We start from the raw sequence: 12,796 nt of genomic DNA, 5'->3' as shown, positions 1-12,796 counted from the left end.
CGTCGCGGCCCCCGGTGTCAGCCGCCCTTCATGACCTGCCGGAGTTCCTTGTCGAGCCGTTCCGAGGCGACCGTGCCCTCGTCCGGGTTCTGCCGCAGGGACGGGTGGACCTCCGTCTGGATCAGCTCCGTGAACGCCGCGTAGTACGGGGTGACGGGGCGCGGGCGGGCGGTTCCCAGGGCCTCCTTGAGGGCGCGGGTGTACGGCGGGAGGCCGTCGGGGCCGGGGCCGGGCCCCGAGTCCGGCTCCGCGGCCTCCTCCCCCGGCTCTCCCGGCTCTCCGGGCTTCCCCGCTTCTCCCGACTTCCCCGCCTCCGCCGTCCGGTCCGTCTCACCGCCTTCGCCGTCCGCACCGCCGCCCGGTGCCGCGCTGCCCGTGAGGGAGCACTTCGGGCCCTCCGGCTCGTAGGACGCCTTCAGGACCGGCGCGAATCCCCCGTCCAGCAGGCAGCGTTGCTGCTCGGGCGCGGCCAGGTGGTCGAGCAGTTCCCGGGCCGGGCCGGCGTTCTCGCTGCCCGCCGTGATCGCGAGGTTCTGGCCGCCGAGCACGGAGGCGCCGCGCCCCTTCGGCCCGGGCAGCGGGACGACGCCGAACTTGCCCGCCATCTTCGCGTCCAGCACGTTGTAGACGTAGGGCCAGTTGCGCATGAAGGCCACCTCGCCCCGCTCGAACATGCGCAGGGTGTCGAGCTCCGTGGCGCGCCGGACCTCCGGGGGCATGATCCGCCGGTAGCGGTCGGCGAGGTTCCGCAGCCCGGCCTCGGTCCGCGGGGTGGCGGCGCGGACCTCGTACGCCGTCGCCGACCCGTCCTTCTTCACGACGAGTTCACCGCCGCTCGCCCAGACCGACTCCAGGGTGTTGACCGTCAGCCCCTCGTACTCGCCGAGCTGGGTGGCGTAGCCGTGCTCGAAGACCTCGGTGACCTGGGCCCCGTCCGTGGCCGCGGCCGCGGCCCGTTCGAGATCGCGCCACGTCCGCGGGGGCTTCCAGTCCCGGTCCCGCCAGACGTCCGTGCGGTAGTAGAGCAGCGCGGCGTCGGTGTTGAACGGGACGGCCCAGATGTCCTCGCCGTACCGGGCGGTGCTGGCGACCTGCTCCCACATGCCCTGCAGCGGGTCCCCGTCGAGGGGCCGGATCAGCTCGCCGGCCGCGAACTCGGCGGTCCAGGTCACGTCCATGTTGACGAGGTCGTAGGCGGCCTTGTCGCCCTGCAGGGTGGCGACGAGCTGGCTGCGGGCGTCGTCGGTGGCGGTGGGCAGATGGACGAACTCCACCTCCACGTCCGGCCGGGCGGCGTCCCACGCCCTGATGAGGTTCTGCCGCACCGGCTCCTGGGAGACGTCCGAGGCCGTGGCCAGCCGGAGTACCCGCTTCGCTCCGGACGGCTCCGGGCCGGGCCGGTCGTCCCCGCCGCTGCCGCAACCGGTCAGGGCGGCCAGCGCTGCCAGAGTGGCCAGGGCTGCCGTCAAGGCCACGGACGGTGCGCGTGGCGCCGGAGCCGCCGGCCCCGCGCCGCGCCGCACGCCCCTGCCGTCCGTCACTCCCCCGCACCGTGCCCGGCCGTTCCGCACCGGCCCCCGCTTCCTCACCGCGCCGCCCTGCCCCGCACCGCGCCGGCCACCTGCTCGGCCAGCTTCTTCGCGGCGTCCTCCCCGGCGAAGCACTCGGCGCGGTCCTGGGGGTTCTTGAACCCCTGGATCTCGGCGGTGCAGCCCTCCAGCCGGGTGGAGAGCACCAGCACGTCGGCGCTGCCCTCCCTGGTCCGTTCCTCCTCCATGGCCTTGAAGGCCACCGCGTCGGAGTCGTGCCGGGGCCGGTCGTCCCCGTCCGTGATGAGGACGATCAGCGGCCGGTCGTCGCCCCGGGTGTCGCGCAGGGCGCGCGTCAGGACCTCGTAGACCGCCGCCCCCTCCGGGACCACCCGCTGCCCGGGCAGGTCCCTGGCCCAGTTCTGGGCCCGCGCCTGGTCGTCGCCCGGGGTGTTCCGCCCGACGACCTCCTCCGCCTGGGCCGGTTCCGCCGCCGACTTCGGGTACGACCGGATGCCATAGCTGTCCTGGGGGCCGAGCCTGCGCAGCGCGCGCCGCAGCGCGTCGGCCGCCAGTTCCCGCTTGCCGCCCCCGGCCATGGAACCGGAGACGTCCACCAGGAAGAGCACCTGGCCGGGGTCGCGGGTGCGGGTGTAGTCCGCGACCACGGCGTCGGCGACGAGATGGCCGGGGACCTCGCGCACGAAGGGGACGTCCGGCAGCACGCCGCTCTCCCCGGGGTCCTTCCACGCCTCGCCGGACGGCGGCAACGGGAGGCCGCCGGAGTCGGAACCGCGGACCAGGCCGCCCAGCAGCCGCCCGCTGCCCTCCCCCGCGAGCCAGCGCTGGAACGCCCCGACCGCCGCCGACCGCCGCTCCGCGTCGCCCGCACCCTGCCACGCGACCTCGGCCACCTGGAAGTCCATCCAGGGCACCCCCTCCGGGTAGTACGCCAGCAACCGCGCCTCGTCGTCCGCGGGCCGGCTGTTGCCGCAGGACGAGTCGGCGCCGGGACGGTCCCCGAGGTTGAAGTCCGCGACGTGCTTCTCCGCGACGAGCGCCGCCGCGTGGCCGAGACCCGGGCCGTCGCGGTCCGCCGCCTCCCGGGTGAGGTCGCAGAGCAGGGTGTCCGCGTCGGCCGCCGGGACGGAGCGGCCGCCGAGCCGCTTCTCCATCTGCTCGGCGTCCCGGTTCGCGCCGCCCGCGAACCGGCCGTCGGGCGCCTCGTACAGGCCGACGGTGTGCTGGAGCCCGGTGCCGGAGGAGTCGGGGTCGGGACGGAGGAGCGGCAGGCCGGGTTCCACCTCCTCCAGGGCTGCGAGGAGTTCGTCCCAGCTGCTGCCGGTGCGGTGGGCCCCGGCCTCCCGCAGCCGCGGCTCCAGGGCGGCGGGGACGGCGAGGACCAGCGGCGAATGGCCCACCGTCCGGTAGGACTTGACGGCCGCGGGGCCCGGGGCCCGGCGCAGGCTGCCCTCGATCCGGCCGAGTTCCGTGCTGGAGCCGGCGAGGATGACGTCCGGCTGCGGGCCCACGTCGCGCAGCGGGTCGGGGCAGGCGGCGTCCATGTCCTCGCCGGTGCCGGCCTTCCGGCCCTCCGGGTCCTCCGCGGCCCGGCCGTCCTTCTTCCGGCCGTCCTTCTTCGGGCCGCCCTCGGCCTGCTCGTCCCCGTCCGCGCCGTCCGCCCCGGCCGGAGACGAGTTCCGTACGGAGGGCCGGCACGCTCCGGCGGGGATGCCGCCCGTGCCGGTGCCGGAACCCCGGTGGTCGGCGCCCTTGGCGCTGTCGTAGCCCTCCCAGAGGACGGAGGCCGCGAACGCCTCCGCCGTCTCGCCCGGCCCCGCCTCGTAGACGGTGAGGTTCACCCGGCGGCAGTGCGCCGGCTCCCCGTCGTCCGGGCCGAGCGGCTTGCGGTTGGCGTCACTGCGCATGTAGGCGTTGGCGGCCCGGGTCACGGCCGTCCGGGTCTCGGCGCCGGTCATGACGCGCAGTTCCGTCGGCGGGGCGCAGCCGGGACCGTCCGGCTCGTCCGTGCCCGCGTACGCGTACAGCGCGGCCGGCAGCAGCAGGGCGCCCAGCACCAGGGCCGCCGGTTTCCACCGCCGGGAGACGGCGCGGACGCTCACGACCGCGACGCCCCTGGCTCCACCCGCCTCCCTCAGCCGGCGTAACAGCCGGGCCGGCAGGGAGGGTTGCGGGTCCGGAAGCGGCGGGGGTACGACCGGCGGGCGGTGGGGCGGGCGGTCCCGGGCGGACGGCGCGCGAGATCAGCACCCCGGGTCCGTCGCCGCTGCTGCCGCTCCTGGGACCCCAGCCGTCCTCCAGCCCTTTGGGCCAGCGGCGGGTCTCCCGGCGGAGCCACTGGTAGAGGTCCTGCATGCTCAGTCCCGGGGATCCCGGTTCGCCGCCCTCCGCCATGGCGGTGATGACGGCGTGGGTGAAGCGGCTGCGCGGCGGTGTGCCGGCCACTCCGTCGACGGGCTGGGTCCTGGTCGGCTGCGAGGAGGCCAGCACGTAGTACCCCTCGCCCGTCAGCAGCGTGCCGCTGGTCGCCGCCGTGCCCGAGTAGCAGCAGTCGAGGACGAGGACGGCGTGCCGGAAGCTGCCGGGCGCGAGCCGTTCGAGCACGTCCGGCCAGAGAACCGCCGTGGCCGGCAGATCCCCGCGGACGTCCGAGTTCTCCGTCAGCAGATGGAGCACCTGCCTGCCGTGCGGGGCGCGGTAGCCGTGGCCCACGAAGTAGAAGAACAGCAGGTCCGTGGCGTCCCGGCCCGCCCGTTCGAGCGCGGCCAGCCACTCGGCGCGGCGCGGGGAGTGCAGCACCTCGACGCGGTCCGGACGGAGGATGCCGTGCGGCTCCTCGGAGAGCGCGGCCTTGAGGTCCTCCAGATCGCGCTTCACATAGCGCAGCGTCTCGAAGCCCGGCGCGGACGGCGCCCCGACGAGAAGGGCCCGGGAGCGGGCCGGGTCGGGGTAGGGGCGTCCGGGGCTGTGGCCGTGGCTGTGTCGGTGGCCATGGCTGTGGCCGGAGCTCTGGCCGGGGCCGGGACTGGGTTTCCGGTCATCGCCGTGTCCGGGTGTGTGGTCACGATCGTGGGCGTGCGGCTGTCCGGATGTGCCCGGGGAGGAGGGTGGAGGCGGGTCGGGCCGGAACCGGGTCATGGCCTAGGCCTCACCGGCCGTGCCGGCCTCCAGCTCCGCCCGGACGCGGTCGACGATTTCGGGGACGCCCAGTTCGTCCAGCTCGGCCGCCGTGAAACGCAGCGGGTCCCGGCCCTCCAGTTCGACCCGGACGACAATGTCGTCGCCGCCGGATCCGAGCCGTCGGCGGCTCCGCAGCCAGCCCGCCAACCCGCCGAAGAGGGCGTTCAGTTGTTCGTGCAGCGTGGCGGCCGCGATGTTCGAGACGACGGTGACCACGATGGCTTCCACCAGGCCGGCCCGGCCCGGTGCCGGCTCCTCCGTGAACCGCCAGTGGTCGGTGAAGGCCGTGTCGTCCCCGAGCCAGCCGGCGATGCCGTGCAGTTCTCTGCCGGTGTCCGCGACCCCGTCCACACCGATCCGGATTCTCACTGCCGCCAGCCCCCGCTCGGTCGACCTGTGCCCGGTGAACACGATACGTCTGTGTCCTGTGACACACAGCCAATCGGACTGACTTGGGTGTCAGTTGGCCGGATCCTGACCGGCGGGGCCGCGGATGGGGTAAGGGAGGGCAGGGCGCAGCCCCCGACCGCGGTCGCCTCCTCGTCCGCGAAGGCGACCGCCCGGACCGAGAGGCCGGTCCGGGCGGGCGGGCGGTCGGGCGGTCGGGCGTTCTGTCGTCCCGGCGTTCCGGGCCTCCGTGTCGCTCAGAGAATCCTGGTCAGCTTGCTGCCGAAGCCCGGTTCCTCCTTGGCCTTCCCCAGCGCCACCGGGACCTTCACCTGGCCCGGCCCGCTGCCGACCGTCAGGAGGCCGACCTCGGTGCCCGCCTCCGCCTCGTGCGGAACGGTCTTCCCGCCGTCGCTGAGGGCGAGTTCCACCGTGAGCCCCGGCCAGCCGACCGCCGTGACGTCCTCGGTGGCGACCACCGGCACCGTGCCGCCCAGACCGTCGTCGACATGGCCGACGACCTGGCCCTTCTCCACCACCTTGGCGTCCGTGAGCACCGCCTGCGCGGACTCGATCAGCTGCTTGCTGACCTCCGTCACCGAGTCGATGGCCGGCACCTTGTACTGGCCCAGCGCCGCGCCGACGATCAGCTGCTTCGTCCCGGCGATCTCCTGCTCCGCGGCGAAGAGCAGATTGCCGCCCGCGGCGGTGCTGGTGCCGGTCTTGATGCCGATGCCGGTGTAGGGGATCAGGCGGTTGTAGTTGAGCTGCTTGTCGTCATTGCTGTCGATGTAGAACGGCTTCGCGGAGATCTCCTTGAAGACCGGGATCGCCATCGCGGCCTTGCCCAGCTTCACCAGGTCCTTGGCCGTGCTCACCGTCGTCTTCTCCAGACCGCTGGGGTCGGTGAAGGTGGTGTTCTTCATGCCGAGGTCCTTGGCGGCGTCGTTCATCGCGGCGACGAAGTCCTCGCCGTTCTCCTTCTCGTACCAACGGGCCATCAGCCGGGCCACGTTGTTGGCGGAGGGGAGCATCAGCGCTTCCAGCGCCTCGTACTCCGAGAGCGTCTGGCCCTCCGTCAGCCGCACCACGGACTCGCTGTCAGCCTTGCCCGTCTCGTAGTCCTCCACGGCCTGGGCGTCGACCTTCATCTTCACGCCCTCGTCGCCCTTCTTCACCGGGTGCTCGCGCAGGAAGACATACGCGGTCATCACCTTGGCGACGCTGGCGATCGGGACGGGCTTCTCCTCGCCCGAGGAGCCGAGGCTGCCGAGGCCGTCGATCTCCACATACGCCTGGCCCTCGTCCGGCCAGGGCAGGGACGGCTTCTGGCCCTTGAAGGCGTACTCCGAGGCCGCCGTCAGCCGCAGCTCGGGCTCCGGCAGCGGACGGATGGACTGTGCGATCGCGAACACGATCAGGAGGAGCAGGACCAGCGGTGTCCAGATCTTGACCCGGCGCACCAGCGTGCGCAGCGGAGTCTCCGGCGGCGGCGGGGTGTTGGTGAGCTTGGCCAGCAGGTCGAGCGGGGGCAGCGGCTGCTGCTTGGTCCGCTCGACCTCGGACTCCCCGGCGGGGGCGGCTTCGGGGGCGGCGGTGGCCGCGGCCCCGGCCCCGGCCCCGGCCTCGGCCCGTGCGCCGGACGCGCCGCTGCCGCTCGCGGAGTCCGCCGGAGCCGCGTCCGGGCGCGCCGCCCAGGACGGCCCGGAGGACGGGGTCTTGGACGGCGCGGGCGTACGGGGCGCGCTGTCGGCGGACTGCAACGGCACGAACGTGCTGGTCCGCCCGACGGCCGGCTCGGCGGCCCCCGACTTGGCGGGCTCGGGCTTGCCGGGCTCGGGCTTGCCGTCGTCGGGTTTGCCGGATTCGGGCTTTCCGGGTTCTGACTTGGCGGTCTCCGGAGTCGCCGCCTCCGGCTTTGCGCTTCCGGACTTGTCGTCGCCGGACTTGCCGTCGCCGGACTTCCCGGATTCCGGCCGTCCGCCGACCGCCTTGTCCGCGACCGGCTTCGCGACTGCTCCAGCCGTACCCTTCCGGTCCCCATCACCGGCGGTGGGCTCGGTGTCACCGTCCCCGGGCCCGTCGGCGCCGGGCTCCGCGGTTCCGCCGGCCGGTCCGGAACCGTCCGGCTCGCCCGGCTTCCGCACGCGGAAGACCGCTGTCGGCTGGTCCACGGGCTTGCCCCCGGAGCCGCCACCGCCCGTCGCGGCTCCTGCCGCACCTCCGCCCGCGTCGGCGCTGCCGTGGTCCGGAGTGCCCTCGCTGCTCTCGGTCTTCTCGGCCGTCTCGGTCTTCTCCGTGCTCGGTGCGCTCCCGGCGCTCTCAGGCTTCTTCGGGCTCTCCGTGCCCGGGCTCTCCGTGCCCAGCGACGCGGCCGTGCCGCTCTCCCCGGGGCGGGCCTTGTCCGCGTCCTCCGAGGGCTTCCCGTCCTGCGCCGAGCCGGCGGGTGCCTCCTCGTCTCCGCCCTCCGGCGCGGCTGGCGTCGCCGCCGCCTTCGCCTTCGCCTTCGCCTTCGCAAGCGGTTCGGACCCGTCCCGGTCCTCGGTGGTTCCGTCCGGGTCCGGCCTCTCCTCGGCGTCCACCGTGCCCGCGTCGTCCGCGGTCTCCCCGGTGGAGGGGCCGGACGGGCCGGTGGCTTCGCGCTCCTCGTCGTCCGGGAGCGGCCTGCCGAAGACCATCGTCCCCCGGTCCCCGCCGCCTTCGGCCGAAGCCCCGGCGCCGGAGGGTCCGCCGCGGTCCGAGGACTCGGCGCGGGCGGCGCGGAGGCCGCCGAAGGCTGCCGTCACCAGGTCCGCGCGCCCTGCCGCGTCCTCCTCGACCGTGTCGGCGGCCGGTCCGGCGGGTGCGCCCGCCTTCCCCTCCGGGGCGGTGTCCCCTGCGGTGTCCTGTGCGGTGTCCTCCGCGGGCCGCTCGCCGTCGCTCGTGGCGACCCAGGCCGCGACCGCCTCCCGCAGCCGTTCGTCCCCCTGCTCCGCCGTCTCCCGCGCGTTCCCGGCCGTGCCGGTCCCGGCGCCGTCACTCTCCGTGCCGGCCTTCGGGGAGGCGGCTTCGTCCGCGTCGCCGTCCGCAGCCTCGCCGTCCGGCGTCTCGCCGTCCGCAGCCTCATCCCCCGGGGCTTCGTCCTCCGCGGCCGTGTCCTCCGGGGCGGCGCCGCCCTGCGAGGGGACCGCCTTCGCCGCGGCACCCCCCGTCGCCGGGACTTCCGCGCCGTCTCCGCCGTCTTTGCCGCCGGCGCCCTCGGGACTGTCCGCGCCGTCCGCGCCGTCCGCGCCGTCCCGGCCGTCCGCGCCCGCCTCCGCGCCGCCCGGCCGGGTTCCGAATACGGCGAGGCGCGGGTCTCGCCCGGCTTCCGCTTCCGCCGTCGCCCCCGATGACTTCCGCTGCTCCGACCTACCGGGGGACTCGCCCGCCACCGTGCCTCCTCCATACGTACTGCTGTCCAACGTGCCGCGGGGACCCCGTATGATCCGACGGCACCGCGCGCCACTGCTGATCCGCACCACCAGTGTCCAGCCCGGAGCCCTCCGCTCCGGTCATCGGACCGCCGCGATCCGGTTTCCGCCCCCCAGAGGCACCCGCCCGGTGGCTAGACGAGGACGACATACCTAACGGTTCCCTCACAAAGTCCCCAGGCACTCTCGACAGACCATTGTGAGAGGGGTCACCCTGTCAGACATCCACGCGGGGAGGCATGGATGGGCAGGAGCCGCAGAACAATTCCGGAGGAGCTTCTGCTGCTGGCCTTGGACCCGGCCACGGGAACCACGGCGCAGCCGCAGTCGCTCGACCTCGGTCTTGCCGGGGCACAGCTAGTGGAGCTGGCTCTGGCAGGACGGATAGCCCCTGACGGGGATCGTATCGCCGTGGTGCTGCCACGGCCGACAGGAGATCCGACACTGGACTCCGCGCTCGAACTGCTGCGCCGTCGCGGCAGCCCGGTGCGCGCCGTCCACTGGATCGGCGGGCCCCGGCTGGGGCTGCGCCAGACGTATCTCACGCATCTGGAGCGGTGCGGCATGGTGCATGCCGTGGCCGGACAGATGTGCGGGGTACTGCCGACGACTCGCTACCAGGCGACGGAGACGGCCATCAGCCGGGACATCAGGAACCGGCTCGACAACGCGATCCGCACCGGTGTACCGCCGGACCCGCGGACCGCGGCGCTGGCCGCGCTCGCCCACGCGGTGGGGCTCGGCAAGCACCTCTACCCGGGCAACGAGGGCAGGTCCTGCCGATCCAGGCTGCGGGATCTGATCCGGCACGACCCGATGGGCGGGCTCGTGGCACACGCCGTGATGGACGTGCAGAACGGTGTGGCCGTGCAGCCGCGGCGACCGGCGTCGGCCCGGGGAGGACCGGGCGACCCGGCGGGCGTACCGCCACAGGCCCGGCGCGGGAGCATGGCGCGCGCCGCGGCCCGTTAGTCCGGGCCCGTTCCGGCCACAGCGGGCTCGGAGCACCCCCGGCACCGGTGCGCCGGGGCGGCATCCGCACCCCGGTCCGTACCCGACACCCCAACCATCATCGAATCGGACAGCACCACCCACCCACCCACCCACCGACCGGACCGCCGTCTCCACGAGCCGGTCCGGGAGCCGCCGGAACGCGCGGGCGGTGGGCCGGAAGCCAGGAGAGGCGCCCGGTCCGCCGTCCGCGCGCGGCGTATCCGGGTATGTCCGCACTCGCGGCGGTGCGGCCATCGCCCGAGGTGTCCGGAGGGCGACCCTCTGTCGCCGTTTCCCAGCGCCGCCGCGGTCGGCAGTGGCAGGCTGCTGGAAAAACAGCGGTTTCGAGTCGGAGGTGCGGCCTCGTGGCGTCCCATGTCAATCCCACGGTCAGGCGTCGCCGGTTGGGCCAGGAGCTGCGCCGGCTCCGCGAGCTCAAGGGCATGACGGCGGAGGCCGTCGCGGAGCGGCTGCTGGTCTCCCAGTCCAAGATCAGCAGGCTGGAGAACGGCCGCCGCAGCATCAGCCAGCGCGATGTGCGGGACCTCTGCGGGGTCTACGAGGTCGAGGACCAGCGCGTCGTCGACTCCCTGATGCAGATGGCCAAGGAATCGCGGCAGCAGGGCTGGTGGCACGCCTTCGGCGACATCCCCTACAGCGTCTACATCGGCCTGGAGACGGACGCCGCGTCCGTCCGCAACTACGAGTCGCTGCTCGTCCCCGGGCTGCTCCAGACCCGCGAGTACGCCGAGGCCGTGATCGAGCGCATCGAGCCGGAGGCCGCCCCGGCCGACAAGGCGAAGCGGGTCGAGGTCCGGATGAAGCGCCAGGAGCGCATCCACGACCCCGTCTCGCCGCTGCGCTTCTGGGCGGTGGTGGACGAGTCGGCGCTGCACAGGGTCGTCGGCAGCCCGCGGATCATGCGGGAACAGCTGGAGCAGTTGATCGAGCTGAGCCACCGCCCGCATGTGACGGTGCAGGTGCTCCCGTACTCGGTGGGCGCGCACCCGGGCATGGTGGGCACCTTCTCGCTGCTGGAGTTCTCGGACGCGGCGGATTCCAGCGTGGTCTACCTGGAGGGCGTCACCAGCGACCTCTACCTGGAGAAGCACGCGGAGGTGCAGCACTACAGCGTGATGTACGAGCATCTGCGGGCGCAGGCCCACCACCCGGAGCGCACCCGGCAGTTCATGATCGAGCTGGCCAAGGAGTACGCCAGTTGAGCGGCGCGGCGCAGCGCGGCCCGTCCGACGTGGCGGGGAGGCCGGCCGGGAAAGGGCCGCGGGAGCGGCGTCTCCAGCTGTATCGGGCCCGGGTGTCGGCACGGTGACGTCCCGTCAACCACCGGACGTCCAAGGGGTGGCGGCGCCGGGGTAGGGTACACGCCCCTGTCCGGAGGGCGGCAGAGATAACCGCATATGCCATTCGATCGGGTGATGGGACTTCCGGTGGGGGTGGGGTGAGCCCGTAGCGTCGCTCACGCCCCGACTCCCGGATGCCGACTGCGGCCCGGGCGCCGCGGGCGTCACATCAACCCGCGAAGCCATCGGAGCAATCATGGCTGTACCACCCGTCACCTCCGCAACCCCCCGCGCACAGGGCCTCAGCGGCGCCTGGACGAAGTCGTCCTACTCCGGCAACGGCAACTGCGTCGAGGTCGCCGCCCGTGTCCCCAAAGCCGTCGCGGTCCGGGACTCCAAGGACCTCACCCGCCCGTCCCTGAGCTTCTCCGGAAGTTCCTGGCAGACCTTCCTCGCCGACCTCGGCCACCGGACCACCGGCCTGGGCTGACCACCCACCGCGGTGACCGCGCCGCGCTGAGCCCTCTCGACTGCGTCCGCCGTCCCGGCCGAGGGGCTCGGCCACCCTTCCCGCGCACCCGCGTTCCGCGTCCCGCCCCCTCCCGCGCCCGGTGCTACGCCCGCGGGTAGCGGGCCAGCCAGCCCGGGGAGGAGTTGGCCGGTCCGTGCAGGGCCGGGCCCTGCGTCATCTCCATCGCGAAGTCGTCCGCCAGTTCCAGGATCGTCTGCCGCCCCTCCACCTCGGCCAGCCAGCCCGGCGGCAGGGCCGTCTCGCCGTGCAGCACCCCGAGGAGGTTGCCGCAGACGGAGCCGGTGGCGTCGGAATCGCCGCCGTGGTTGACGGCGAGCAGCAGCCCGTTGCGCACGTCCTCGGCGACCAGCGCACAGTAGAGGCCGATCGCCAGCGCCTCCTCCGCCGTGCGGCCCTCGCCCAGCGACTCGACCCGCGCGGCCGACGGCAAACCCTGCCGTACGGCGCCGAGGGCCTGCCGGAGCGCGGCCGTCGTCTCCTCGTGGCCCGGCCGGGAGGCGATTTGCACCATGGACTGCTGCACGGCCTGGTCGAGGTTGTCGCCGCGCCCCAGCCCGTGCACGACGACCGCGAAGGCCCCGGCGGCCAGATAACCCGTCGGGTGGCCGTGCGTCTGCGCCGCGCACTCGACCGCGAGCTGGAAGACGAGCTGCGGATCCCAGCCGACCAGCAGGCCGAACGGCGCCGAGCGGGCCAGCGCCCCGCAGCCCTTCTCCTCGGGGTTCTTCGGCCGGTCGAGGGTGCCCATCCGGTCGTCGGCGAGTCCGAGGAGGCTGGCGCGGTCCGGGTCGCGACGCGTGTAGAGCCACTCCTCGCGGGCCAGCCAGCCGTCCTCCGTCCGCCGCTCGTCCGGACCCCACTCGTGCTGGGTGGCCGCCCAGCGGCGGTAGGCCCGGTGCAGATCGGTTGGCGGGTGCCAGGCCCCGGTGTCCCGGCGCACCTGGGCGCGTATCAGCCCGTCGACGGTGAACAGCGTCATCTGGGTCTCGTCGGTGACCGCGCCGCGCCGCCCGTACACCGGGACGAGGTCCGTCAGCCCCTGCTGGCCGTGCGCGGTGCGGATGTCCGGGAGCGAGTCGCCGGCGACCCCGGCGCCGAGCGCGTCGCCGATGGCGCCCCCGAGCAGGCAGCCGCGCACCCGGCTGCGGAAGTCCTGCTGTTCGGCGCGGCCCCAGACGGCCGTGCGCACTGCGGTCACTGCGTTCCCTCCCGACGATGTACGCGCCCCCCAGCGCGCTGTCCCCCCGCCATCTATCTCTTCGGCGCGCAGCACTGTAGTGGACTGGTCCACGCCTCCGGCCGGGCCGGACGCCGTTCCGCGGCACGGCCGCGGGGCAGTCGCGCGCCGGCTCGCCTCAGCTGCCGCCGGGTGCCCCGGAGACCACTTCAGCCCCACCGGAG

At 74.1% G+C, this 12,796-nt stretch carries 8 protein-coding genes and 1 pseudogene; 3 read left to right on the top strand and 6 right to left on the bottom strand.

Going from position 1 to position 12,796, the window contains the following annotated elements; genetic code table 11:
- Positions 1-17: 17 nt before the first annotated feature.
- The 5 genes and pseudogenes from E4N63_RS18510 to E4N63_RS18490 form a co-directional block, all read right to left on the bottom strand.
- Positions 18-1,469: an extracellular solute-binding protein gene (locus E4N63_RS18510; RefSeq protein ID WP_230241202.1), complete on the bottom strand. Its 1,452-nt coding sequence runs from the start codon at positions 1,467-1,469 to the stop codon at positions 18-20.
- A 116-nt stretch (positions 1,470-1,585) separates the two neighbouring features.
- Complete coding sequence (locus E4N63_RS18505; RefSeq protein ID WP_308188712.1) at positions 1,586-3,652, bottom strand: substrate-binding domain-containing protein; 2,067 nt, start codon at positions 3,650-3,652, stop codon at positions 1,586-1,588.
- 373 nt (positions 3,653-4,025) lie between these two features.
- Positions 4,026-4,688, bottom strand: a pseudogene (locus E4N63_RS31195) (caspase family protein); the annotation flags it as partial.
- Between the two features lie 3 nt (positions 4,689-4,691).
- Positions 4,692-5,081: a hypothetical protein gene (locus E4N63_RS18495; protein WP_125625672.1), complete on the bottom strand. Its 390-nt coding sequence runs from the start codon at positions 5,079-5,081 to the stop codon at positions 4,692-4,694.
- Positions 5,082-5,374: 293 nt separating this feature from the next.
- On the bottom strand, positions 5,375-8,530 hold the full coding sequence (locus E4N63_RS18490; RefSeq protein WP_230241200.1) for a D-alanyl-D-alanine carboxypeptidase: 3,156 nt from the start codon (positions 8,528-8,530) through the stop codon (positions 5,375-5,377).
- A 282-nt stretch (positions 8,531-8,812) separates the two neighbouring features.
- On the opposite strand from E4N63_RS18490, the gene E4N63_RS18485 reads away from it, so the two are divergent.
- The 3 genes from E4N63_RS18485 to E4N63_RS18475 all read left to right on the top strand — a co-directional run bounded on the left by E4N63_RS18485 (position 8,813) and on the right by E4N63_RS18475 (position 11,353).
- On the top strand, positions 8,813-9,541 hold the full coding sequence (locus E4N63_RS18485) for a GPP34 family phosphoprotein (protein ID WP_039824511.1): 729 nt from the start codon (positions 8,813-8,815) through the stop codon (positions 9,539-9,541).
- A 386-nt stretch (positions 9,542-9,927) separates the two neighbouring features.
- Positions 9,928-10,785, top strand: a complete 858-nt coding sequence (locus E4N63_RS18480) for a helix-turn-helix transcriptional regulator (RefSeq protein ID WP_125625670.1) — start codon at positions 9,928-9,930, stop codon at positions 10,783-10,785.
- 334 nt (positions 10,786-11,119) lie between these two features.
- Positions 11,120-11,353, top strand: a complete 234-nt coding sequence (locus E4N63_RS18475) for a DUF397 domain-containing protein (RefSeq protein ID WP_125625669.1) — start codon at positions 11,120-11,122, stop codon at positions 11,351-11,353.
- A gap of 124 nt (positions 11,354-11,477) precedes the next feature.
- Here E4N63_RS18475 and E4N63_RS18470 read toward each other — a convergent pair whose 3' ends face one another.
- Positions 11,478-12,593: an ADP-ribosylglycohydrolase family protein gene (locus tag E4N63_RS18470; protein WP_230241199.1), complete on the bottom strand. Its 1,116-nt coding sequence runs from the start codon at positions 12,591-12,593 to the stop codon at positions 11,478-11,480.
- Between the last annotated feature and the right edge of the window lie 203 nt (positions 12,594-12,796).

The organism is Streptomyces sp. MNU89 (assembly GCF_020982505.1).
In the GTDB taxonomy this organism is placed as follows: domain Bacteria; phylum Actinomycetota; class Actinomycetes; order Streptomycetales; family Streptomycetaceae; genus Streptomyces; species Streptomyces xinghaiensis.
This window is presented reverse-complemented; position numbering and strand designations above follow the sequence as displayed.